The organism is Sorangium sp. So ce185, from assembly GCF_051526825.1.
GTDB lineage: Bacteria > Myxococcota_A > Polyangia > Polyangiales > Polyangiaceae > Sorangium > Sorangium cellulosum_D.
On record NZ_CP150316.1, the window covers coordinates 6,601,134 to 6,625,989 of the forward strand.

Annotated in this window: 15 protein-coding genes; 6 read left to right on the plus strand and 9 right to left on the minus strand. The window is 72.2% G+C overall.

All coding sequences use genetic code 11. The features are described 5' to 3' along the window. Nucleotides 1-18 precede the first annotated feature (18 nt). Both WMF26_RS24215 and WMF26_RS24220 read right to left on the minus strand, forming a co-directional pair. Entirely contained in the window at nucleotides 19-1,653 is a 1,635-nt protein-coding gene (locus WMF26_RS24215) for a protein kinase domain-containing protein (protein ID WP_438002217.1), read from the minus strand. A 130-nt stretch (nucleotides 1,654-1,783) separates the two neighbouring features. Then, complete coding sequence (locus WMF26_RS24220) at nucleotides 1,784-2,599, minus strand: hypothetical protein (RefSeq protein WP_438002218.1); 816 nt, start codon at nucleotides 2,597-2,599, stop codon at nucleotides 1,784-1,786. Nucleotides 2,600-2,789: 190 nt separating this feature from the next. Here WMF26_RS24220 and WMF26_RS24225 point away from each other — a divergent pair, with 190 nt between their 5' ends. Then, nucleotides 2,790-6,446 (plus strand): hydantoinase B/oxoprolinase family protein, encoded by a 3,657-nt coding sequence (locus tag WMF26_RS24225; protein ID WP_438002219.1) that lies wholly within the window; start codon nucleotides 2,790-2,792, stop codon nucleotides 6,444-6,446. Nucleotides 6,447-6,556: 110 nt separating this feature from the next. Here the strand turns inward: WMF26_RS24225 and WMF26_RS24230 are convergent, their stop codons facing one another. The 4 genes from WMF26_RS24230 to rnk all read right to left on the minus strand — a co-directional run bounded on the left by WMF26_RS24230 (nucleotide 6,557) and on the right by rnk (nucleotide 11,549). Next, nucleotides 6,557-8,038, minus strand: coding sequence for a PEGA domain-containing protein (locus tag WMF26_RS24230; RefSeq protein WP_438002220.1), 1,482 nt, complete (start codon nucleotides 8,036-8,038; stop codon nucleotides 6,557-6,559). Between the two features lie 73 nt (nucleotides 8,039-8,111). Next, nucleotides 8,112-9,791: a protein kinase domain-containing protein gene (locus WMF26_RS24235; protein WP_438002221.1), complete on the minus strand. Its 1,680-nt coding sequence runs from the start codon at nucleotides 9,789-9,791 to the stop codon at nucleotides 8,112-8,114. A gap of 136 nt (nucleotides 9,792-9,927) precedes the next feature. Further along, nucleotides 9,928-10,908 carry a mechanosensitive ion channel family protein gene (locus WMF26_RS24240; RefSeq protein WP_438002222.1) on the minus strand — a complete coding sequence of 327 codons (981 nt, stop codon included), beginning with the start codon at nucleotides 10,906-10,908 and terminating at the stop codon, nucleotides 9,928-9,930. Nucleotides 10,909-11,126: 218 nt separating this feature from the next. Then, a complete protein-coding gene (gene rnk, locus WMF26_RS24245; RefSeq protein WP_438002223.1) occupies nucleotides 11,127-11,549 on the minus strand; it encodes a nucleoside diphosphate kinase regulator in 423 nt (140 codons plus the stop codon). 645 nt (nucleotides 11,550-12,194) lie between these two features. On the opposite strand from rnk, the gene WMF26_RS24250 reads away from it, so the two are divergent. Together WMF26_RS24250 and WMF26_RS24255 are read left to right on the plus strand one after the other, a co-directional pair. Then, the gene (locus tag WMF26_RS24250; RefSeq protein ID WP_438002224.1) at nucleotides 12,195-12,668 is read left to right on the plus strand and encodes an SH3 domain-containing protein; all 474 of its coding nucleotides are present in this window, start codon (nucleotides 12,195-12,197) and stop codon (nucleotides 12,666-12,668) included. 215 nt (nucleotides 12,669-12,883) lie between these two features. Beyond that, the gene (locus WMF26_RS24255; RefSeq protein ID WP_438002225.1) at nucleotides 12,884-13,600 is read left to right on the plus strand and encodes a hypothetical protein; all 717 of its coding nucleotides are present in this window, start codon (nucleotides 12,884-12,886) and stop codon (nucleotides 13,598-13,600) included. 145 nt (nucleotides 13,601-13,745) lie between these two features. On the opposite strand, the gene uxuA is transcribed toward WMF26_RS24255, so the two are convergent. Then, entirely contained in the window at nucleotides 13,746-14,819 is a 1,074-nt protein-coding gene (uxuA, locus tag WMF26_RS24260) for a mannonate dehydratase (protein ID WP_438002226.1), read from the minus strand. Between the two features lie 235 nt (nucleotides 14,820-15,054). Continuing rightward, nucleotides 15,055-18,441, minus strand: a complete 3,387-nt coding sequence (locus WMF26_RS24265) for a glycosyl hydrolase 115 family protein (RefSeq protein ID WP_438002227.1) — start codon at nucleotides 18,439-18,441, stop codon at nucleotides 15,055-15,057. 1,095 nt (nucleotides 18,442-19,536) lie between these two features. Here WMF26_RS24265 and WMF26_RS24270 point away from each other — a divergent pair. Next, nucleotides 19,537-20,364, plus strand: a complete 828-nt coding sequence (locus WMF26_RS24270; RefSeq protein ID WP_437339369.1) for a TetR/AcrR family transcriptional regulator — start codon at nucleotides 19,537-19,539, stop codon at nucleotides 20,362-20,364. 75 nt (nucleotides 20,365-20,439) lie between these two features. Here the strand turns inward: WMF26_RS24270 and WMF26_RS24275 are convergent, their stop codons facing one another. Then, complete coding sequence (locus WMF26_RS24275; RefSeq protein WP_438002228.1) at nucleotides 20,440-21,075, minus strand: hypothetical protein; 636 nt, start codon at nucleotides 21,073-21,075, stop codon at nucleotides 20,440-20,442. A 314-nt stretch (nucleotides 21,076-21,389) separates the two neighbouring features. On the opposite strand from WMF26_RS24275, the gene WMF26_RS24280 reads away from it, so the two are divergent. Both WMF26_RS24280 and WMF26_RS24285 read left to right on the plus strand, forming a co-directional pair. After that, nucleotides 21,390-23,072: a hypothetical protein gene (locus WMF26_RS24280; protein ID WP_438002229.1), complete on the plus strand. Its 1,683-nt coding sequence runs from the start codon at nucleotides 21,390-21,392 to the stop codon at nucleotides 23,070-23,072. 250 nt (nucleotides 23,073-23,322) lie between these two features. After that, on the plus strand, nucleotides 23,323-24,849 hold the full coding sequence (locus tag WMF26_RS24285; RefSeq protein ID WP_438002230.1) for a hypothetical protein: 1,527 nt from the start codon (nucleotides 23,323-23,325) through the stop codon (nucleotides 24,847-24,849). Nucleotides 24,850-24,856 lie beyond the last annotated feature (7 nt).

Below are 24,856 nucleotides of genomic sequence, written 5' to 3' on the forward strand. Positions count from 1 at the left end.
GGAGCCCCCGCGAGGAGATCACATGTGATCGGTGGGATCGTCGGGAGCGGTCCTCGGCCTGGCGGGCTGCGGGGTGCCTCTCCGTGGGGCTGGTGAATGCGGCGCGGGTGCGGAAGCGCTGGTCGGCGCGGCGGGGGTGGAAGGCGCGCTCGCCGCGGCGGAGGCGCTGGGAGCGGCCGGCGGCGAGGGCTCCGTCGCCGCCGCCGAGGGCCCTGCCGCGGAGGTCGGTGTGGTGGGCTGCGCGGCCGCGGAAGCAGGCGAGCCCGCCGGATCGGGTCGCGACGCCGGCGCGTCGCTCGGCGCGGTGGCGCGGAGGACGGCGTAGGTGACGAGCCCCAGCGCGAGCACGCTCGCGCCGAAGGCGAGCGGGACCCAGCCGCGGCGGCCGCTGCCCGGCGGCACGACGAGGATGCTTCCGGACGGCGCCAGGGTGCTGGCGGTCTCCTGGAAGGCCGGTGCGCCTCCCGGGCCGGCGCCGCTGCCCGGCGCGCCCCACGGGAGGGCCCCTGGGGCGGCCGGCAGCGTGGATCGGAACGCGCCGTCCGAGTCCATCGCGCCTGGGCTCGCCCCCATCGCGCCTGGGCTCACCCCCATCGCGCCTGGGCTCACCCCTATCGCGCCTGGGCTCACCCCCATCGCGCCTGCGCTCACCCCTATCGCGCCTGGGCTCGCCCCCATCGCGCCTGGGCTCGCCCCCATCGCGCCTGGGCTCGCCCCCATCGCGCCTGGGCTCGCCCCCATCACGCCCGGGCTTGCGCCCCCCGCGGGCGCCGGCGGCCGTGGGGCTCCGGTCTCCGCCCCGGGCGAGGCGGCTGCCGCGCTGAACGCCTCGGCGAGCTCGCTCGCGCTCTGGAACCGGCGCTCCGGCTCGCGCATGAACGCGCGCGAGAAGAACCGGTCCACCTCGGGCCCGAGCTCCGGCGCGAGGCTGGACGCGAGGGGGACGTCCTCCGTGCAGATGGCCACGAACACCTCGCCGATCTCCTCGCCCGGGAACGGGAGCCTGCCGGTGACGCAGCGATAAGCGATCACCCCGACCGACCAGAGATCGCTGCGCCAGTCGAGGGTCTTGCTCCGGCGCACCTGCTCGGGGCTCATGTAGTAAGGCGAGCCGACGAGCGTGCCCGTCTTCGTCTCCTTGCCGGCGAGCAGCGTGCCCTGGGCCTTGGCGATCCCGAAGTCGAGGACCTTCACGATCTCCTCGTCGTCCTGGCGCGCGAGGAACAGGTTCGCCGGCTTGAGATCGCGGTGGATGATCCCCGTCTCGTGCGCGCGGCGCAGGGCCTTGCACACCTGCGCGACGACGCTCAGCGTGGCCGACAGCGAGAGGCGCCCCTCGCGCGCGAGCCGCGTCTCGAGGTCCTCTCCGTCGAGGAGCTCCATCACGAGGAACGGCGTTTCGCCCTCGATCCCGTAGTCGTGCACGTGGACGACGTTCGGGATCTTGAGCTGCGCCGCCGCCCTCGCCTCGCGCTCGAAGCGCGCCCGCGCGGTCGACGAGGCGGCGTACTCGGGCGCCATGAGCTTGATCGCCACCGCGGCGTCGAGCTGGACGTGCCGGGCCACCCAGATCGCCCCCATGCCGCCCCGCGCGAGCATCCGCTCGAGGCGGTATCTTCCAGCGATGACACTGCCTTCTGCGAGCGAACTCATGAGCCTCGGCCTCTCGCTGGGATGACGTCCCCGAGGCCCCGGGAGCCTGAGCTCCGGGCCGCCTCGCACCCAACGAAGCAAACGAACGGGCCCCTCGCAACAGGATCCGGCCGAGGAGAGGGCGAGCCGCCTACCTGCCCCTCGGCCGCCTCGTCGCGCCTGCGCCGAGCGCCGCCGTCGGGGCGGCGGCGCGCCCGGCGCCCTGCGGGGCCCGGAGCTCGCTCGCCCGCGCGCGCCGCGCGGGAGCGCCGCCCTGCGACGTGAGCTGCTCCAGCGCCGCCCGCAGCTCGGCGCGCACGTGGGGGCCGAGGAGCTTCTCCGCCATGGCGCTCAGGCGCCCGGCGAACGTGGCCATGATGCAGGCCGCGCGCTGGTCGTCGCGGTCCGGGGCGCCCGAGCGCCGGTAGTGCCGCGCGTAGTCGCGCGTGATCGCCCCGAGATCGCCGCCGACGTGGACCGCCTGCCGCATGAAGAGCCGCGCGGCGCGCTCGTTGGCGATCCGCGGCATCTGCGCGAGGGTCAGGGCGACGTCGGTCCTGCCCACGGCGAGCAGCATGGAGACCACGCGCTCGCGGGCGATCTCGACGAGCCTCGGCGCGAGCGTGTGCTCGTCGAAGACGTGGACGTTCGCCGGCACGAGCGCCTCGCGCTCGGCGCCGAGCTCGTTCAGGAAGGCGTTCAGCACCGGCGAGCGGGTCGGCGCGGCGTGCAGGTACTCCCGCGCGCTCTCCGCGGCCGGCGCGCCGCCGGGCGGTGAAGGGGCACCGGCGTCGGGCGTCGCGGGCGCCTGGCGCCGCGCGGCTCGCGCCCGCCGCGCCCGCTCGAAGTGCCGCTCCGCGATCCCGGCGCGCTCGTCCGCCGCGGCGGGATCCGTCGCGTCGAGGAGCGCGGCCAGCCCGGCGGCGCGGGCGGCGGTGACGTTCGGAAGGGGTTTCTGGCTGGCCATTCGAGCAGGCTCTCTCGCTGAGACCTGCTCAGGCGTTTACCACGCCGCGCGAACGGCTGTACAGCGCTGAACCCCGGTTTGGTCGGGGTGCGCGCCGGCGCGCCGCCGTCGTGCAGCGCCGCGGCGGCGGGTAGAGGCAGGATCCGCACGGGCGAACGGCGGAAGAGACGCTAGCTAAGGAGCGCAAACCATGACGTCGACCTCGAGCCAATGGCAGTTCTGGATCGACCGCGGCGGGACGTTCACGGACATCGTGGCCAGGCGGCCCGACGGCTCCCTCACGACCGCCAAGCTGCTGTCGGAGAACCCCGAGCAGTACGCCGACGCGGCGGTCGAGGGCGTCCGCCGCCTGCTCGGCCTCCCGCCAGGGCGGGCCATCACCCCCGCCGAGGTCGCGTGCGTGAAGATGGGCACCACGGTGGCCACGAACGCGCTGCTCGAGCGCAAGGGCGATCGCACCGCGCTCGTGACCACGCGCGGCTTCCGCGACGCGCTGCGCATCGGCTACCAGAACCGCCCCCGCCTGTTCGATCGCCACATCGTGCTGCACGACCTCCTCTACGAGCGCGTGATCGAGGCGCGTGAGCGCGTCGACGCGCGGGGCGAGGTGGTCGAGCCGCTCGACGGCGCGGCGCTGCGCCGCGCGCTGGAGGAGGCGTTCGAGGCCGGCATCCGCGCCTGCGCCGTCGTCTTCATGCACGGCTACCGCTTCGCGGCGCACGAGCGCCGGGCGGCCGAGATCGCGCGCGAGGTCGGCTTCATCCAGGTCTCCGCCTCGCACGAGGTCAGCCCGCTCATGAAGCTCGTCTCGCGCGGCGACACCACGGTCGTCGACGCGTACCTCTCGCCCATCCTGCGCCGCTACGTCGAGCAGGTGGCCAGCCAGATGCCGGGCGTGCCGCTCTACTTCATGCAGTCGAGCGGCGGGCTGACGCTCGCCCGCAGGTTCCAGGGCAAGGACGCGATCCTGAGCGGCCCGGCCGGCGGCATCGTCGGCATGGTGCGCACCGCGCTCGCGGGCGGGCACGAGAAGGTCATCGGCTTCGACATGGGCGGCACCTCGACCGACGTGTCGCACTACGCGGGCGAGCTCGAGCGCGCCTTCGAGACGCAGGTGGCCGGCGTGCGCATGCGCGCGCCGATGATGAGCATCCACACCGTGGCCGCCGGCGGCGGCTCGCTCCTCACCTTCGACGGCGCGCGGCTGCGCGTGGGCCCGGAGTCGGCCGGCGCGAACCCGGGCCCGGCGTGCTACCGCCGCGGCGGGTCGCTGGCCATCACCGACGCCAACGTGATGCTCGGCAAGATCCAGCCCGACTTCTTCCCGCGCGTGTTCGGGCCCGGCGCCGACGAGCCGCTCGACCGCGAGGTCGTCGAGCGGCGCTTCAAGGCCATGGCCGAGGAGGTGCGCCGCGAGACGTCGCGCCCGATCACGCCGGAGCAGCTGGCCGAGGGCTTCCTGCAGATCGCCGTCGCGAACATGGCGAACGCGGTGAAGAAGATCTCCGTGGCGCGCGGCTACGACGTCACGCAGTACACCCTCCAGTGCTTCGGCGGCGCCGGCGGCCAGCACGCCTGCGCGGTGGCCGACGCCCTCGGCATGCGCCGCGTCTTCGTTCACCCGCTCGCGGGCGTCCTGTCCGCCTACGGCATGGGCCTCTCCGACCAGAGCGCGATGCGCGAGGCCGCGGTGGAGCGGCGCCTCGACGAGGCCGGCCTGGCCGCGGCGGGCGAGGCCCTCGCGCGCATCGGCCGCGACGCCGAGGCCGAGCTCGTGGGGCAAGGGTTCTCGCCGGAGCGCGTGCAGCTGCGAGAGCGCGCGCACGTGCGCTACGACGGCACCGACACCGCCCTGGTCGTGCCGTACGGCGGCGCGGAGGCGATCCGCGCCGCCTTCGAGGCGGCCTACCGCAAGCGGTTCGCGTTCCTGATGCCCGACAAGGCGCTGGTCCTGGAGAGCGTGTCGGTGGAGGCGATCGGGCCGGGCGACGCCGCCGAGGAGCGGCCCGCCGCGAACACGCGCGCGCGCCCGCACCGCCCCGAGGCCGACGCGCGCGCGCGCATGTTCGCGGAGGGCGCCTTCCGCGACGCGGCGCTGTACCGGCGCGAGCGGCTCGGGCGGGGCGCGGTCATCGACGGCCCCGCCATCGTCGCCGAGGCCAACGCCACGACGGTCGTCGAGCCCGGCTGGCAGGCCGAGATCACCGCGCTCGGCCACATGACGCTCACCCGGGTGGCGCCGCGCCCCGAGCGCCGCGCGGTCGGCACCGAGGTCGACCCGGTGATGCTGGAGGTGTTCAACAACCTCTTCATGAACATCGCCGAGCAGATGGGGCTGCGCCTGCAGAACACCGCCCACTCGGTCAACATCAAGGAGCGGCTCGACTTCTCCTGCGCGCTCTTCGACGCGGAGGGCAACCTGATCGCGAACGCGCCGCACATGCCGGTGCACCTCGGCTCGATGGGCGAGTCGATCCGGACCGTGATCGCGCGGAACCCCGGGATGAAGCCGGGGGACGTCTACGTGCTGAACGACCCCTACCACGGCGGCACGCACCTGCCCGACGTGACGGTGGTCACGCCGGTCTGGGACGACCAGGGCGCCCGCGCGCTGTTCTACGTGGCCTCGCGCGGGCATCACGCCGACATCGGCGGCATCACCCCGGGATCCATGCCGCCGTTCTCCAGGACGATCGAGGAGGAGGGCGTCCTGCTCGACAACGTGAAGCTGGTCGAGGCCGGGCGGCTCCGCGAGGCCGAGATCCTCGCGGCGCTCGGCAGCGGCCCGTATCCGGCGCGCAACCCGCAGCAGAACCTCGCCGACCTGCGCGCGCAGATCGCGGCGAACGAGAAGGGCGCGCAGGAGCTCTCGGCGATGGTGGCCCAGTTCGGGCTGGAGACCGTGCACGCCTACATGAAGCACGTGCAGGACAACGCCGAGGAGAGCGTGCGCCTCGCGATCGCGCGGCTCGACCCGGCGCTGCTCCGCGACGGGCGCTTCACGTTGCCGCTCGACAACGGCGCGACGATCGCGGTCTCCGTCCGGATCGACCGCGCGCGCCGCTCGGCGGTGGTGGATTTCACCGGCACGTCGGCGCAGATGGACAACAACTTCAACGCGCCCCGCGCGGTGACCATGGCCGCCGTGCTCTACGTCTTCCGCACGCTCGTCGACGACGACATCCCGCTGAACGCCGGGTGCCTGAAACCCATCGAGGTGATCGTCCCCGAGGGCTCGATGCTGAGCCCGCGCCCGCCCGCCGCGGTGGTGGCCGGCAACGTGGAGGTGTCGACCTGCGTCACCAACGCGCTGTACGGCGCGCTCGGCGTGCTGGCCAGCAGCCAGCCGACCATGAACAACTTCACGTTCGGCAACGACAGGGTCCAGTACTACGAGACGATCTCGGGCGGCTCGGGCGCGGGCATCGAGCTCGGCGCGGGCGGCGCGCGCGGCTTCCCGGGCACGAGCGTCGTGCAGACGCACATGACGAACTCGCGCCTGACCGACCCCGAGGTGCTCGAGCACCGGTTCCCGGTGCGGATCGATCGCTACGAGATCCGCGCGGGCTCGGGCGGCGCCGGGCGCTTTCCGGGCGGGGACGGCGGCACGCGCGCCGTGCGCTTCCTCGAGCCGATGACGGCGTCGATCCTGTCGAACGGGCGCTCGACGGCCGCGTTCGGCCTGGCCGGCGGGGGCGCGGGCGCGCCCGGGCGCAACGTCGTGGTGCGCGCGGACGGCTCGACCGAGGTGCTGCCGCACATCGGGTCGGTCGAGATGGGGATCGGCGACGTGTTCGTGATCGAGACGCCCGGGGGCGGCGGATACGGAGCGCCCGCGCCGGGCTGAGCGCGCGGGCGGCCACGGAGCGGGGCGGGAGCGCCGTCGCCTCCGCGGCGCGCGCCCTCGTCTCGACGCGGGCCGCGGCCCGGCGGCCGACGGCCGTGTCCGCGTCGAGGCTAGAAGCCGCCGACCACCTGGACGCCGAGGCCGTCGCGACCGAGCCGGGCGGGCGCGGCGCCGAGGAGGCGCGGGCCGGAGCGCGCGACGTCCTCGCGCACGAGCGTCGTCTTCCGGACCAGGATGCCGCTCGCGATCATCGCGAGGCCCGCCGCCTGCAAGACGCCGTCGATCACGAAGATCGCCTCGTCCCCCCTGTCCGCCACCCGCGCCGCGTGGATCAGCGGACCGGCCACCGGAACGGCGAGGACCGGGTAGCCCGCGAGCGTGCCCGAGACCGAGAACGGCGTGTAGGCCACGCCGAGGATGGTCGCTCCCGCCGAGATGAGCCCGCCGCGCGCGTTCGTCTCGAGGCGGTACCCGAGGGGGATGGGGTCGCCCTTCTTGTAGTCGAGCTCGACCGGGTCGGCCGCGGTGAGCATGGGGCGCGCCTTCACCGCCCGGAGCGGCGCGTCGACGACCTTGCCCGCCTTGACGGAGACCGTGGTCGGCGGCGTCCCGAAGCCGTCGGAGCCGAACAGCACGATCACGTGCGCGCCGGGCTCGACCTTGCCCTCCCAGGGGGTCGTGCCCACGCGCACGCCGTCGAGCGCGACGCCGAGCTGCTTGCCCGTGATCTCGGAGATGCGCAGGCGCCCGCGCGTCTCGATCGCCTTGAGGCTCGCCGCGACGCGCGCCGTCTTCCGGCCGAGGACGTCGACGCGCGCCTCGAACGGCTCGAAGCCGTCCTTCTGGATGCGCACCGTGTGCGCGCCCGCCGCGACGCGCAGCGGGGCCGGGAGCGGCAGCTCGGCGCGGCGCTCGCCGTCGACGAGGACCACCGCGCCGGGCGCGCCCCCCTCGATCGCGATCGCGCCGACGAGCTCGCGCAGCTGCTCCACCTCGGCGAGCGCCGCCTGCTTCGCGTCGGCCGGGAGCACGTCGTCGAAGTCGGCGAGGACCGACTCGAACAGATCGAGCGCCTCGGTGGTGCGCCCGAGCTTCTGCAAGCAGCGCGCGGCGCTGGAGGTGGCCCCCCACGTCGGGAAGAGCCGCCGCGACTCGAGGAACTCGGCCGCCGCGGCCTCCCACGCCTCGGCCCTGTACATGCGCAGGCCGCGCTGGAAGCGGGCCTCGGCGTCCGCCTTCGCGGCGGCCTCGGCGGCGGCGCCGGCAGAAGGCGCGCCGGCAGAAGGCGCGCCGGCAGAAGGCGCGCCGGCAGAAGGCGCGCCGGCAGAAGGCGCGCCGGCAGAAGGCGCGCCGGTGGCGGGCGCGGTGGCAGCGGGCGCCCCGGCGGCGGGCGCGGTGGCGGACGGCGCGCTCGCGGCGGCCGAAGGCGCGCTGGCCGCGGGCCCGCTGGCGCCGGAAGGCGCAGCCGCAGGCCTGCTGGCGGCGGGCTGCGCGCGTCCGGCGCCCTGCGCGAAGAGCGGCGCCGCCCACGCGGCGAGGAGCAATGCGACGGCCGCAGCGGCGCGTCGGGGGGGGCAGATCCGGATTCGCATGATCGAGGATGCGACGCCCGCAGCTTACAGGAACCCTGTCCCTTTCTCGCAACCTGGTTCTGGGCGCCGCCGGCTACTGGAGCGTGCTCGGGACGAGCGGGTCCGCCGGCGGCCTGGGCGGCGCCGACGGCTCCTTCGCCGGCGCCGGCGCCGGCCGGCGTGGCGGCTGCGGTCTGGCGGGCGGCGCGCCGCTCGCGCGGGCCGCCGGGACATCGAGGGCGAGCCGCGCCGGAGACGCGCCGTCCTCGGTCACGGCGACCTCCTCCACCCGCTCGGCCCCCGCGCGGACGAGGCGCACGCGGTGCTTGCTGCCGAGCACACCGGAGATCTCGACCAGCCCGCCGCGCACATCGGCGGGCACCCCGTCGACCTCCACGGCGGCGTCGCTGGGCGCGACGGCCAGGACGACCCGCCTGAGGGCGACCGGCGCAGGATCCGTCGCCTCCGGCGGCGTCGCGGACGCGGCGCTGGCCACGGGCGACGCGCTGGCCGCCGCGACTTCGTTCGCCGCAGGCGCTGCCGTCGCCGCGCTGGCCGCGGCCGTGCCGGCGGCCACGGCGGCGTCGGCGCCCGGCTCCGCCGCGCGCGGCGCCGCGAAATACGCGATCGCGCCCGCGACGCCGAGGGCGAGCAGGACCGCCGGCGCCCGGGACAGCGCCGCGGCGCCGGTCGCCGACGCGCCGCCCGCCGCCCCGCTCGTCATCGGAGCGCCGGACGTCGCGACCGCGGCGCGGCCGCGCCCGCCGTCCGTCGTCGAGTCGCCCGGGCGGCCCTCGGCGGCGTTCGCCAGGCTCCCCTCCCGGCGCGCCGCGTGGCCGACGTCGAGCCTCGGCGCCAGCACGGCGCGCTCCTCGTCCGTGACGGCCACGAGCATCTCCTCCCGCAGCGCGTGGCCGCCGGGCACCAGCGGGAGCATCGCGGCGAGCATCTCCTCCGCGCTCTGGAAGCGGTCGCCCATCTTCAGCTCCAGCGCGCGGTGCACCACGGCGGCCATCTCGCGCGGGACCCACGGGGCGGCGTCCTGGATGGGCGGGGCCGGCTCCGTGCACAGGAGGACGAAGAGGCGCGCGATCGAGGCGATCTGATGACGAGGCGCGTTCCCCGCCAGCGCGGCGTACAGGACGACGCCGAGCGACCAGATGTCGGTGCGGTAATCGACGGTGCGGATGTCCTCGATCTGCTCCGGCGCCATGAAGAGCGGCGACCCGAGCATCTTCCCGGTCGTGGTCAGCCCGGTCGTCACGCCGCCTTCCGACGGCTTGATCTTCGCGATCCCGAAGTCGAGGAGCTTGACCACGATCTCCCCGTCGTCGGAGCGCGCCAGGAACAGGTTCGCAGGCTTGATGTCCCGGTGGATCACCCGGGCTTCGTGGGCCTTTTGCAGGCCGAGGCACGCCTGGACGACGATGCGCAGCGCGACGTCGGGCCGGAGCGGCCCGAGGCGGTGCAAGAGCTGCCCGAGGTCCTCCCCGTGGAGGTACTCCATCACGAGGTACGGCGAGCCGGTCGCGGGATCCGTCCCGGCGTCGAGCAGGCGAACGATGTGCGGGGTCTCGATGCCGGCCGCGGCGCGCGCCTCGCGCTGGAAGCGGCCGAGCGCGGTGCCGCTCTCCCGTCGCTTCTGCGAGCTGATGAGCTTCACCGCGACCCGCTCGCCGGAGTCGGTCTGCCGCGCCTCGTAGACGCAGCCCATCCCTCCCTCGCCGATCAAGCGGGTAAGGCGGTATTTGCGGTCGACGATCTCGCCTTCCAAGGCGGAGCAGGGTAGGTCGAAGGGCGCCCGGCTGCAAATCAGGCGCAGCTCAGGCGCAGACACCGCGGTGGGCGGGCGCCTCGGCCGGCGCGCCGCGCTGTCCCGGCGGGCGACCTGCCGCGCGCCGCGGCGCGCGTCACCCCTGCGCGCCGGCGCCCTCGAACCGCGCCCCGCTCTCGCCGCTCGCCGCGCCGTTCGCCGCCCTCGCCTCGGCCCTGGGCGGAGGCTTTGCCTGGGCCGCGTGGCTCGTCCGGTGGACGGGCGGCATCTCGATGCCGTGCGCGCCGAACGCCTTCGCGAGGCGCCTCCGGTACTCTCGGCCCACCTGCCACTGCTCGGCCGGCTGCGTCTTGATGCGCGCGCGGACGACCACCGCCCGCTCGTCGAACGACTCCACGCCGACGAGCTCCAGCGGCTCGAGGATGCTCGCCCTGTAGCGCCTGTCCTCCTGGAGCTCGCGCGCGACCTCGCGCATCACCCGCATCGCCCTGTCGACGTCCTCCGTGGTGGCGACGGCCACGTCGAACACCAGGGCAGACCACTCCTTGGTCATGTTCGAGAGCGCGTCGATCTTCCCGTTCTGGAAGACGTGCACCACTCCGGCGTCGTCGCGCAGCGAGACCGTGCGGAGGCCGATGTGCTCCACGACACCCGAGGTGCCGTTGACGCTCACCACGTCGCCGGGCCGAAGGTGGTTCTCGAGGAGCAGAAAGAAGCCGGAGATGACGTCGCGCACGAGCTCCTGCGCGCCGAGGGCGATGGCCAGACCGGCGATGCCGGCGGCCACGAGGAGCGGCGCGATGTCGACCCCGAGCTGGACGAGGAGGATCATCGCCACCACGACCCCGATGACGACCCTCCCGGTCGTCCGGATGATGCCGAGCAGCGCCTCGGAGCGCCTCTCGATCTCGCGCACCGACTTGACGTCGCCGCTGCGGCTGCGCCTCATCAACGACACCTCGACGCGCCTGCACAGGACGTGGAGCCCCTTGAGCAGCACGAGCGCGACGAAGAGGAGCAGCAGCGCCGTCGGCAAGGCGTGGATGACCCACGCGACGGCGCGCCGGAGAACGTCCCGCCAGGATGTGACGTCGAGCCAAGAGTCGAGCTGCGCCATGGGGGATGGCACCTCCTCCGCATGACGTCCGCAACCCATATGCCAGCGAGCGCGGGGGGTGCGAGGTCCGGCGGCGGGCGCGCGCGGTGACGCGGCGGACGCGCCGCGCGCCGGACGGTGCGACACGATGTCGCAGAGGAGTCGAATTGTCGCAGCGGTCGCGCGCCCGGGCGTCGCGGCCAGCGCTCGCCGAGGCGCGCGGGCCAGCGCCAGCGGCCTCAGAGATCGAAGCGACCGGACGCCTCGGGCTGGTAGACGACGCGGTCGATCCGGAGTCGGCGGGTTCGGCTCGGCGTGGGCCACTCCACCTCTTCTGCTTCCCGACAGCCGAGCAGCGCGAGCCCCATCGGCGCGAGCACCGAGATTCGCCCGCTGTTCACCTCCGCGGCCCCGGGAAAAACCACGGTCACGCAGAGCTCCTCCTTCGTATCGAGGTCGACGAGCTGGGCCCTGGAGTTCATCGTGATCACGTCCGGCGGGATCTCGTGCGGCTTCACGACGTCCGCGCGCTCGAGCTCGATCTCGAGCGCCTCCAGGTTCGGCGATTCGGCCCCTGGCCGTTCGCGGAGCGCCTCGAGCAGCCGCGTGAGCCGCTGGCGGTCGAACTCGGTGATGACGATGGGGTTCGTGTGAGGTGCCATGAGCAGGATCTCCTTGTGTTGTCGACTCGAGCCAGGCCGCGGCCGGCGGCCCGCGCGGGGCGAGCAGGCCGGCGGGCGCGCCCGTCCAGCTCGTCCGGACGCGGGCGTGCTCGACGACACCCGCGCTTCATCCCGGGAGCGGCCGGCGAAAGGCGCCGAGAGACCGCTCCCTTACGAGCGTGCGGGCGACCTCGGACAGAGCAGCCGGGCGCGCAGGGGGAGGAACGCGCCGCGCGCGCCGCGGCGACGCCGCGAACACGACTCGAGATGCAGGCGGGCGTTCATTCCGCTCAGACGGTAGCACGGTGGTCTTCCGCGAGCCATCGACCAGCGCTTCACGTCTTCCAGGCGCTGCGCGTCTCCGTGCCATCCGCCGCCGACGCGAATCGGCCGCGCCGCTGGCCGCGCCGCGCTCGTGCCCGCGCCGGCGGCGGACGGCGGGCCAGCCACGCCGCTCGATGGCGCGACGCTTGCCCACGACGGCGGCCGCGCCCGCGCCGCCCGCCTCGGACGAGGCCGGTCGGCGCGGGCGCGCGCCGGTGCGCATCACCGCGCGCGATCGCGGCGACCGGGATCGAGCCCATGACGGCATCGCTCCGCGCCAGGGCCGTCGCGGCCGCATGGACATCCACAGAGGAGGCAAACGTGAACATCCGGCCGATGGTGCCAGTTCTGTTCTTCTTCGTCGTCGCGCTCCCGAGCGCGGCGCAGGCCGAGATGCTCAGCGTCAAGGTCCCGGTCGCGAACTTCCGCGCGGGCCCGTCCACGCGCGAGCCCGTCGAGTTCACCGCGACCCGGTACTACCCGGTCAAGGTCCTGGAGCGCGAGGGCGGGTGGTGCAAGATCAAGGACTTCGAGGGCGATCTCGCGTGGGTGGCCGATCGGCTGCTGGCCCGGGTCAAGACGATCGTGATCAAGGCGACGCGGGGCAACATCCGCGAGGCGCCGACGACCTCCGCGGAGGTCGCGTTCCAGGCCGAGCGCGGCGAGGTGTTCAAGGTCCTCGATCGCAAGGGGCGCTGGCTCCAGATCATCGACGAAAAGGGCGGGAAGGGCTGGGTGCGCGAGGATCTGGCCTGGGGCATGAAGAGGCTCGACGGCGCGAGCGGCTCGTCCTGAGCCCTGGAGCGAGGCGTGGCGACCCGACCAGGTCGGGGCCTCGTGAACCAAGCGAAGGGCGCCAGGCACAGAGGAGCATGACGGCGAGGGGATCGCGACGATGCGAGGCGACGCCGACGCGGGGCAGGTCGCCTCGACGGCTCGTGTCGGGAGCGCTCGACCTGGTATATGGGCTGATGGGTGCCCTTTCATGAGGGGAGGCCATGGAGGTTGACATGAACAGACTCGCTCATCGATGGACAATCGCCTCGCTCGCCCTGCTCGCCGCCTGTGGCGGATCGCCGGACGACGCGCCCGGCAGCGCGGGCGGCGGCACGACCGGGGCCGGTGGCACGGGCGCCGGCACGACCGCGCCAGGAGACGACGTCGTGGCGCTCGAGATCGTCGAATGGAGCCAGAGCCCGTCGGCGCTGCGGGTCTCGTTGATCCTGAGGAACCAGGATACGTTGCCGCTGCCCGTGACACCGGCGAGCTTCTCCGTGGAGAGCATGGATGGGTTCACGCTCGGCTCGGAGTCCTTTCAATGGATCACGGAGCCGTGCCCGTCGGTGAATCTGGCGTCCTCGGCCTCCTTGCGCTGCGAGGTCGGCTTCAGCAAGAGCGCCGACCAGGAGCCCGCACGGCTGGTGTTCGCCGCGCTCGACGGGCGCCAGGCAGAGTCCCCGTTCCCGCCCGAGCCGCCAATCACCCAGGACGACTTCTGCTCGCGTTTCAGCTTCGAGGGGTCATCCTGCCCGGGCTGCATGGACGGTTGCGGGCTGATCGATTCCGCCTGCTCCTCGGAAGACGATCAGTTCAACGTCTTCGTCCTCATCGAGTCGGGGGGGGACTATTGCCCTGAAGGTGTTCCCCTCCTGAGCACGGCCTGTTTCGATGAGCTGCTTTCGTGCGTGCGCGGTAAGTGCGCCGACAGCTGCGGGCTTCACCCCTGATCGACGCGGCGCTCGCGCGCCGCCGGCGTCTTCCACACCTGCTCCGGCGCCCTGCGCACTGCCCTCCGGGCCACGGAGCATACGCGCGGAACTAGCGCCCATGGCGATGGCTGGGCGCTTACGCCCCGCCGCCACCCCTACCCGCTCACGCTGGACCGACGCCCTTGTCGCCGCTCCCGCGCGAGAGCTTGCTCGTCGCCTCCCACAGGCCGTTGAGGTAGACCAGGCCCAGCGCGCGGTCGTACAGACCATAGCCCGGCTTGCCGGTCTCGCCCCAGATCATGCGGCCGTGGTCCGGGCGCACGTAGCCGTCGAAGCCGACGTCGTGATACGCCTTCACGATGGCGGCCATGTCGAGCGAGCCCTCGCAGGACAGGTGGGCGGACTCGAAGAACGTGCCGTCCTCCTGGACCGCCACGTTGCGCATGTGCCCGAACGGGACGCGGCCCATGCCGCCGAACTCGTGCACGAGCGATACGATGCTGTTGCACAGGTCCGCGCCCAGCGAGCCGGAGCACAGCGTGATGCCGTTGGCCGGGGAGTCGACGATCTTCACGAGGCGCATCAGGTCGTCGCGGTTCTTGACGATACGCGGCAGGCCGAAGATCGGCCGGGGCGGGTCGTCCGGGTGCATGGCCATGCGGACGCCGACCTCCTCGGCGACCGGGATGATGCGCCGGAGGAAGTGCTCGAGGTGCGCCCACAGCGCCTCTTCATCGACGTTCTTGTACTCGCCGAGGACGGCGCGGAGCTCCTCGGGCTTGTAACTGGCGTCCCAGCCGGGCAGCGCGATCCCCTGCTCCGGGTCGATCTTCGCCACGGCCCCGGCGTCGAAGGCCAGGGTCAGCGAGCCGTCGGAGAGCTCCTTGGCCATCTCGGTGCGCGTCCAGTCGAAGACCGGCATGAAGTTGTAACAGATCACCTTCACGCCGACGGCCGCGCAGTTGCGGATGTTCTGGCAGAAGTTGTCGATCAGGCGCTCGCGCGTCGGCTTGCCGAGCTTGATGTCCTCGTGCACCGGCACGCTCTCCACCACCTCGAACTTCAGCCCGACGCCCTCGATGCGCGCCCGGAGCGCCTCCAGCTTCTCGACCGGCCACACCTCGCCCACCGGCACGTCGTAGATCGCCGAGACGATGCCGTAGAGGCCCGGGATCTGGCGGATATACTCCAGCTTGACGGGATCGTTGTCTCCGTACCAGCGAAAGGTCATCTTCATCGTTGCGATCTCCTCGAGCGGGCGCGCGGGAGCGCGCGGCGCGGCCTCGATCCGGGGTAGATCCGGGGCAGAGCGGCGCGGCGCTCCTCGCCGCGAGCGCCGGGCATCGTACAGCCAGCCGCACGCCGAGCAAAGGGATCGCGGGCGCCGAGCGCGGGGCGCCACAAACGGCGAGGGCCCGCCGCGCACCCCGTGCGCAGCGGGCCCTCCGAGGTCGCTTACAGCCGACGCGCGACTATTCCGTCCCCTTGCCCATCCAGTAGCTCTCGGGCGGGCCCAGGTAGCTGTCCTTCACGCCACCCGTGTCCACCACGATCTTCTGGAGGATCACGCCAGGGTGGACCATCCAGAACTTCAGGACGTGATCCCCCGGCGCGCTGATCGTGTGCTTGGTGCGCATGATGTTGGCGTTGTCCGAGGTGTGCCGCTCCCAGATCTTGTTGCCATTGCCGTTGAGGTCGACGGCGTGGGTCATGTTGACCCGCTGGATCGCGCCGTTGTCGATCGACACGCCGTACTGCATCCCGTCCTTCCAGTTCTGGAAGTTGTTCCTGGGGGACACGTACACGTAGACGTTCACCTCGCCGCTGCTCTTGAGGTGCATGTCGTACTCGAGCCGAGGCGAGTTGCCGCCGGGCTGCTGGGCCGCCGCCGTCACCGGGAACGGCGTGATGCCGTCTCCGGTGCGGCCGATGTCCGGGATCTGCTTCCACCAGATCTCGTCCGTCTCGATCGCGCGGCTGTAGCGCTCCGCCTGCATCGACACATAGCCGTTGGCCTCGATGTAGCGGTTGGGCTTCCAGTCGAGCTTCCTCGGGTCCTCGACGCGCGCCTTGACCACCACCGAGCTGCCGTCGGACCCGCTCACCGTGATCGGGATCTCGAGCGGGAACTGGAGCGGCAGCTGCTTCGACGGATCCGCGGGGTCGGGGTACGTCGTGGGGGCCATGGTCCAGTCCACCCGCACCGTGGCGCGCACTTCCTTGTCGACGACGCCGTGGCTCGGGTAGACGGTCAGCCAGGGCGGGCACGGGGCGCCGCCGCCCCAGCTGGCCCAGCCGGCGGGGCAGTCGACGGGCAGCTCGGCCTCGATCGTGTACTCGAGCGGCTCGCTGCCGCGGTTGAACACCTCGATGTACTGCTCGGGCGCCGTCTGGTACGGGCTGAACGACGGCAGCACGGGCTCCTCTTCGCTGCCCCCGCCCGCCGTCCAGTAGTCGCTCGAGCCGTCGATCGCCACGCCGAGCTCCGCCGCCGCGGGCACCTCGATCGACACGAGCTCAGGCCAGATGAACTCCTGGATGTTGTTGTACTGGTACTCGGGCTGCTGCCAGGACGGGTTGCCAGGCGCGCCGTAGCCGATGTGCGGCTGCGTCTGGAAGCCCTCCCACTTGCCGCCGGCGAGATCGTGATTGTAGTGGTAGGAGAGCGCCAGGTCGTCCTGGAGCCGCGCCTCCGCGATGGCGGCCATGTCGTTGGTCGCCGCCCGCCCTTGCGCCGCGTAGAGCTTGTTCTTGAAGCCCGCCAGGCGCAGCGCGTACAGGTTGGCGGTCGCCTTCACCTGGTAGAGCACGAGCTGGAAATAGGCGTCCTGCGCCTCGTGCGGCAGGAGCTTGGCCACGAACTCCGCCTGCGAGGCCAGCGACTCCCACTCGCCGGCGACCTGCTCGAGCTCCTGGTAGTTGGTGAGGCTGAACGGGCTGGCGCTGTCGTCGTACGTGACGGCCGCGGTGTCGGGGTCCGGCTGCTGGGTCGTGGGCTCGGAGTACAGGAGGTCGTAATCGACCGTGATCTTCCGGTTCGTCAGCTCCGGCTTGCGATCGGACTGCAGCAGCGAGTAGCCGTGCAGGATGTCGGCGATGATGTCCGCGTAGTCCGGGCCGAACTGCTGCTCGGTCCACCGCTCGTACCACTCGCCGATGCGCTCGACCGGCCACCGCTCCGGGTTCCAGGCGTAGTCCAGGAAGAACTGGAGCGGGAGCTCCTCGTTCTTGAAGTCGCCGACGTTGACCACCCAGAGCCGATCCACGCCGTAGTTGTAGGCGAGGTGGAGCTGCTCCCAGACGTTGGGCAGGAGCGTCGTGTCGACCCACTTGTAGTTGCGGCCGCCGCCGACGTAGTCGAAGTGGTAGTAGAGGCCGTATCCGCCGGCCCGCTGCTTGCCGGGCTCTGGCAGGCGCTTCATGTTGGCCCAGTTGTCGTCGGCCCAGACCACCGTGACGTCGTCGGGCACGCGGATGCCGGCGTCCCAGTACCCCTGGATCTCCTTGTAGAGCGTCCAGACCTGGGGAATGGTCTCCACGTCCTGATCCATGATCGTGTCGAGGATCTCCCGCTGGGCGGCGATGATGTCCTGCATCAAGGGAATGCCGTCCCCCGGGGGCAGGCTCACGTCGCCGGGGCCGCGCATGCCGAGCGTGACGACGCCCTCGATGTTCTCGTCGTGCATCCGCTGGATGCCCTTGGTCCAGTGCTTCTTCAGCGCCTCGGCGTTGACGGAGAAGCGCCAGTCGCCGGTGCCGCCGTACGGGTCCGTCTTCGGGGTGACGACGTTGCCTTGAGCGTCCTTCACCTCCGGGACCACGTGGCGATTCCACTCCTCGATGCCCTGCATCATCGGGGCCTCGTGCGAGGTCCCCATCACGATGCCGTAGCGCGTCGCCGTCTTGTGGTTCTCGGGGTCGTCCTCGGCGAACGCCCGGCCCCACACGGCGGGCCAGATGTAGTTCGCCTTCATGCGGAGCGCGGCCTCGAAGACCTTCTCCCAGTAGAGATGGTTGAGCCCGCCCGGGTAGTTCGGCGCCTTGCCCGGCCCGAACATCTTCGCCGCCCAGTTGCCCGTCGCGGGGTTCTCGTCGTTGACGAAGAAGCCGCGGTACTTCACGGCGGGCTCACCCTGGGTGTGGGCCCCGGGCAGCACGTACAGCGCGCCCTTCTTCTGGGGCGGGACGTCGTCCCACCAGTACAGGGGCGACACGCCGATCTGCGCGGAGAGGTCGTACGCGCCGAAGATCGCGCCGCGCTGATCGCTGCCCGCGATCACGAGCGCCCGCTCCACGCCCTCCACCGGGTCCTCGACGATCTGCGTGACGAAGGTCTCCCACTTCCCGGTGAGCGCCGAGGCGTCGAGCTTCCCGCTCTCCTCCAGCTGATCGATGAGGGGGCTCTTGCCCAGCGTACCGATGATGACCACCTCGGACGCCGACTCCGGGATCTCGTTCTCGACCTCCGCCGGGGCGTCGGTCACGCGCTGGATGTCCGCCGCGAGGTCGTCCACGACGCGGCGCACGCCCGCGTAATCGTCGTCGCTGACGACCAGCGGAGGGACCTTGCCGTTCACGGCCAGGGCGAAGCGACCCGCGCCACCCTCGGTCGAGACGTACTTGCCCGGGTCGGCCCCTGGCCCGTCCGACACACCGTTCTCCCCCGGATTACCGTCCTCTCCCGGCGGCCCCTGCTCGCCCGGCGGCCCCTGCTCGCCCGGCGGACCTTGCTCGCCGGGCTCGCCGTTCTCGCCGTCCGACCCGCAGGCGGTCAGCGCGGCGAGCGACAGGGGGAGCAACAAGCAGAGTAGCGAGGGTCCGATTCGACCCTTCCTGATGGCAATGCGTGCATAGCTCATGACGGTGTTTTCCTCGTTGATGCGGCTGACCGGTGTTGGTCGGCTCGCCCGCGCCGAGCGCCGGCCGTGTCATCCGGCGCCGTGGCAGGCCGCTCCTGTGCATTGACCGATGTCCCTCGAAGACGTGCGCCTGCAGTGGTCCGCTTCGTGTTGAATCCACGGAGCCGCGGGTCTGTCGACCACGGCTCGAAAATTCTTCCAGCAGTGTCGGCCTTCGAGCCCGTAAGTAACCCGACGGATTTGATGAGATTTAGGCGTTGTTGATATTCCCGCCAAGGTCCGTTTTGATCTCACCATCGGCGCTTCCGTGGTAGGACGTGAGCGACACAACCCTCATCGCGCCGGCGCCGCCTGCGGCGCGCGAAAGGGCCTCGCCGAACGGGCAGCTCGCCGAGATCCGCGCCGCTCGGCGCGCGGCCGGAACTCCCCGCCTTCGCCCTCTCTCACGTGCTCGTCACTCCCGAGCTCGCGAGATGCCGGCCGCCGCGCGCGGCCGACGCGACCGGCCGGAGGCGGGCCCCGCGAGGCGCGGAGACATCATCGAGGGCTCATCCCTCTTCCGGGAGCGCGAGCGGCTCGCACAAGGGATCTCCGGTCGCGCGCTGCAGGCGCGGTGATTCGGTCTTGACATCCTCGAATCATTCTGTCTCCCCCCTCCCCTTCGCCGGCGGCGCCCGCGCCGGAGCCGCCACCGGCTGCGCCCGCGCCGCTCGGCCCGGAGCCTCCGCCGGGCTCGCCGCTGGAGGCGCGGCGAGCCGCGGCGAGCGGGAGCAGGACAGACATCAGGTGAGGCACGCTCCGCTCTTACACCCGCTGGCCGGGCACGGGAAGCCGCGCGTGACACGCCGCAGCTCGGGCGCTCCGGGCGCTCCGGGCGCTCCGGGCGCGCGCCCATGAGGCTCTCATCGCTCGCGCCGCGCACCGCGCGCCGCGCGCGGGGGCGCCGCGCGGAGGCCGGCTTGGCGGCGCCGTCTTGCGTTGACGTGCCGCTCCGCTCCCGCCCATACTCCCGCCGATGCGGCGTTCCGTGATGTGCACCACAGACGGTGCGGCTCGGCGGGCCGCTGTCGGGCTCGAGGGCGCGGGGGCGTCTCGATGAGGAAGGGCCCCGCGAAGCCGGCCAGCCAGCGCGCGCAGCGCGAGGGTGAAGGGCGCGCGGCCGACCCGGCGCGGAGCCTCGCGCTGCTCTGGGGCGCACACGGCAAGCCCGGCCGGTCGGGGCTCACCGTGCGCGCCATCGTGACGGCGGCCATCGAGCTCGCCGACGCGCGCGGGCTGGAGGCCGTCTCCATGCGGCACCTCGCCGACCGGCTGAACGTCGGGACCATGTCGCTCTACACGCATGTTCCCGGCAAGGCCGAGCTGACCGATCTCATGGTCGACACGGTCTACGGCGACCTCTACGACGACGTGGACGCGCCGTCGCGGCAGCCGGGCGGGTGGCGCGCGTCGCTCGGATACATCGCCGCGCGCAACTGGGAGCTCTACCAGCGGCACCCGTGGCTGCTCGAGATCGTGGGGGGGCGCCCCGTGATCGGGCCGAACGCCTCGCTCAAGTACGAGGCCGAGCTGCGGCCGCTCGACGGCCTGGGCCTCACCGACGTGGAGATGGACTCGGTGCTCACCCTCCTGCTCACGCACGTCGAGGGCGCGGCGCGAGCGCAGGCGAGCGCGCGGCGCACGCGGCAGGAGAGCGGCATGACGGACGTGGAGTGGTGGGTCGCCACCGCCCCGCTGCTCGACAAGGTCATCGACGCGAAGCGGTTCCCCGTGGCGACGCGCGTCGGGCAATCCGCGGGTCAGGCCTATCAAGGGGCGTCAAGCCCGGAGCACGCATTTCACTTCGGCGTGGAGCGCATCCTCGATGCCGTCGCGCTCCTGATCGCGGAGCGGCGCGGCGGCCCGGGCGAAGGCCGGGTCTGAGGGCGAGAGGAGCCTAAAGGCCCCTGCCCTCACGGCGGCCTCGCCGGCCCGCGGCGAGCGCAGCCCGGGCCTGCGTCAGGCGCCCACGGCGGAGCTCCGCGCCGCGAGGTGGGCCGAGAACTCCGCCGGCGTCCGCACCCCGTGCTCCACGACCGCCGCGTAGACGTCCACGCCGCCGATCTGGTCGGGGTACTCGGGCCGGCGGGACCACACGTCCTTGATCCAGAGGATCGCCTGCCTCAGCGCGGGGTCGAGATCGCGCAGGCGCCGCGCCGACTCGAGCTGCGTGCGCGGGGCGTCCGACTGCCACACGGAGATATCGATCTTCCAGACGTGCCCCGCGGGCGTGCGGTAGCGCAGCACGAGGTAGTGGCGCTGATCCTGCGGCTTCCCCGAGGGGCTGCGCTCCCCGGTCTCCTCGCGGTAGTGGACCTCATGGACGCCGGGGTGCGCGAGCACCGGCAAGAGCGCCGTGAACACCTCGCGGGCGCAGGGCGCCCGGCACCGGACGCCGAGGTCGAGGTCGCGGAAGACCATGAGCCCGGAGGCGGCGCTGCCGATCGGCTCCGGGACGCCGAGGCGCGAGGCGCAGGCGAGCAGATCGAGCGCCGCGAGCACCTCGGACGCCTCGGCCTGCAGGGCCGCCTGGCGCGCCCACAGCGCGTCGGCCTCCTCGGGAGAGAGCCTGGTCGGGAGATCCGCCTGAGTCATGGCGCGTCGAGTGTACCTGGCGCGCCGCTCGCCGGCATCCGCTCCGGGGGCCGCGTCGTCGCGACGAAGGGGCGAGCGCCGCGCGGGCGGGCCGCGGCCGTCCGCGCCGCCGGTCCGACAGGACGAGAAGGTGGCCAGTCAACGCTCACCGGAGCGCAACACTAATTAAGAATAATTAACAGGCATCATCTCCGGAATGAACGCATGGATCGCCGCGTATACGCGCGCTTGACAGCCCACAGGACGACTCCTATCCACCAGCTGCGCCGGAGGAGCGACCTGGCAGCCGGCGACTTCGCTCGAGGAGAAATCGAATGCGGTATCTGATCGCACCAGCGGCAGTCTGGTTGGGCGTCCTCTTGTCCGCTTGCTCGGCGGAAGAGGCCGCCTCATGTGACGATTGCGGCGAGGCCGCCTCGGCGCTCAGCCCCGGCGCGGCGGCGGCGCTCGGGTTCGAGACGCTGAGCGGCTGGACGGCGAGCGCGGGCGCGCTGTCGCTGAGCGCCACCCGGAGCGAGGGCGAGAGCGCGCTCTCGGTCGCGAACGCGACGTACACGGTGATCCAGCGCGCGCCGCTCGCCATCGACGAGCCGATCAAGGGCGCGGTCTCGCTCGACGTCCGCGTCCCGGCGCAGCAGCCCAACCCCTGGTGGGCCGGCGAGATCTCGCTCGCCGTGCAGGCCCCCTCGAAGGGCGTGTCGCAGAGCCTCGGGACGCGATCGCTGACGGGCCTCGCGCAGGGCACCTTCCATCGGCTCTCGTTCAGCGTGCCCTCGGCGGTCCAGCAGGCGCTGTCCGCCGGGGCGTCCGACTGGTCGTTCACCATCACCCTCAACGTGCCGTCCGGCAGCGGGCCGCACCTCCTCGATCGGCTGGACGTCGTCGACGCCGCCCCGCCGGTCGCCGCGGCGCCGCTGCCGCCGTGGCTCGAGTACTGCGACACGGCCCCCTGCGCGGCGGCCGCTCCCGTCGTGGTCCACGTCTGCCCGGAGGGCAACCCGCTGTGCACGCCGACCCGGCAAACCACGGTCGTGCCGAACGTGAACGGCAAGCCGATCAGCGGCGTGTACCTGCCGATGATGCTGCCGGCGGGGGCGGTGCTGCGCCACGTCTCCGGCTCGGCCAGCGTGAGCTATAACACCATATCGTACTCGTACGCGCCGAGCGTCGTGCTGCGCTCCGACCTCGACGTGCTGCTCAGCTATTACGACGTGGCGCCGGTCTGGAGCGGGACGACGCCGGTGACGTTCGAGAGCACGCAGCTGACCTCGGCGACCGTGGACAGCGTGTTCTACCGCCACCCCTCGTACGGCACGGGGACGGCCGCGGCCGATCTGCACGCGCAGGGGCAGGACGCGGTCGCGATCGAGCGCGCGATGACCGGCGTCACCTCGGAGAAGCTAAACGCGTTCTTCATGCCTTCCGAGCTGGGCGGGGTCCAGGGGGAAGGAAACTGGTCGTTCGGGAACGGGACGGTCACGATCAACTACGGCAACCCGCCGTTCATCGCGTACAAGGGCGGCATCCCGAACGCGGCGATGCCGCGGTTCGCCCACGAGAACGCGCACGAGCTGTACAACGAGATCCGCTCGTCGTTCCTCGGCGACGACTCGTGCCTCAACGAGGGCATCGCCGACGCGCTGGCGTACCTGACGGGGTATTTGCCGGTCGAGGACTTCGGCCCCATCGGCCTGACCGGCATCGATTTCGACACCGGCTGCACCGAGCTCACGAGGACGCACGACATCGGCAACTGCTATTTCTGGCACGTCAAGAACGCCGGGCTGCTCACCGAGAGCTTCATGCACGGCATCTTCCATCCGCAGCACCAGTACGGCTTCAACAGCTGCACGCAGAACGTGGCGCAGACGGGCAACAGCATCCTCGTCTACTTCACGGAGGCCGCGGGCGGCGTCGACATGGCGCCGGTGCTCGACGCCATGGAGATCCCCCACGCCGGGTCGTACGCCGCCGCGAAGCTCGCGCTCGGGCTCTGAGCGCCCCGCCGATGGCCATGGCCCCTCCAAACACACGTCGTCGAAGCGGACGACTCGCACTTTGCAACAAACGATCTTGACCAATCGCAATCGAGTTACATTATAGGACTGGCTGCGAATGGGCCGAGAGAGAGAGGCGCCCATCGTGCCCGGCCGCACCGTTTTGAGGAGGATTCGAATGCGTTATTCGTACTTGTCAGCTGCATTCTGCCTGGGGATCATGTCGTCGGGCTGCGCTTTCGAGGGAGACGTGGATTCTTGCGAGGACTGCGGGGAGTCCGCCTCGGAGCTCAGCGCCGCCGCGGCCGCCGTGCTCGGGTTCGAGACGCTGACCGGCTGGTCGGCCAGCGCGGGCACGCTGTCGCTGAGCACCACGCGGGTCGAGGGCGCGAGCTCGCTCTCGGTCGCGGACGCTGCGTACACGGTGGTCCAGAGCGGGCAGCTCAACATCACCGAGCCGATCAAGAGCGTGGTCTCGCTCGACGTGCGCGTGCCGTCGGTGCAGCCGAACCCCTGGTGGGCCGGCGAGGTCACGCTCGCGGTGCAGGCGCCCTCGAAGGGCGTGTCGGAGAGCCTCGGGACCAAGCCGCTGACGAACCTCGCGCAGGGCACGTTCCACCGGCTCTCGTTCAACGTGCCCTCGGCGGTCCAGCTGGCGCTGGCCGCCGGGGCGTCCGATCTGTCGTTCTCCGTCACCGTCAACGTGCCGGCTAACAGCGGGCCGCACCTCCTCGACCGGCTCGACGTCGTGAACGCCACCGCGGGGTTCGAGCCCAACGTCACGGCCGTGGCCGTGACCAACCCGGCCGGCCTCGCGCCCGTGAAGGGAGACCCGCTGAAGATCACGCTCACGGTGACGAACCCCGGCACCGCGGCGGGCACGGTCGTGCTCCGGCCCCGCGTCACGAGCGCCCGGTTCAACGACTTCACGAACGTCGAGGCGGGCAGCGTCAGCACCTCGCTCGCCGCCGGGGAGACGAAGCAGGTCACGCTCACGTCGGGGCCGATCCTCGTCGACACGGCGCAGGGCAAGCGCTTCGCCCTCGGCCGCAGCGCCTACACCCTCTCCGGCGTGAGCGTCGAGCCGGCGGGCGGCACGGCGTCCATCGACACCTCCTTCACCGGCGGTGCCTTCACGATCGGCGCGAGCGACGTGCTCTTCAACGCGGTGGTCTACGACCAGGACTACTTTGACGCGATCGGCTACACCGGCACGGCCGAGGCCTACCTGCTCAACGCGTTCACGCGGCCCACCGAGCTCTTCACCCCGTCGAGCCCGGGATCGAGCTCGGGCTCGTACGTGCTTTACCCGAACGGCTTCGATCAGATGATGGGCATCCGGCAGATCTTCCACGCCGTCGGCGGGCTCCCGAACAACCCGTCGAGCGGCGGCTTCTGCGAGCACGTCGGCGCCTACGGGCGCACCGCCCTCGGCCTGACCCGCGACTGGGACATCGACGAGCTCAATGGCAATTACACCGATCCCGACCACCACGGGTTCGACATCCTCATCGGCCTCACGCCTGAGTACGGCGGCGGCGCCGCGTGCGGGTGGCTCGGCGTGCAGGTGAGCGGGCAGTTCAGCTCCGCTCTCAACGTCGGCGTCAGCCAGTTGATCTCCGTCCACGAGACCGGGCACCTCTTCGGCGCCCCGCACTGCGATCCGCTGCAAGGCTACGTGATGTGCGGCGGCGAGCATCACCCGCACTATCTCAGCGACGGCATCTTCGTCTGGCACAAGGACTCGTTCGACGTGATGCAGTACATCTGGGACTGAGCCGGCC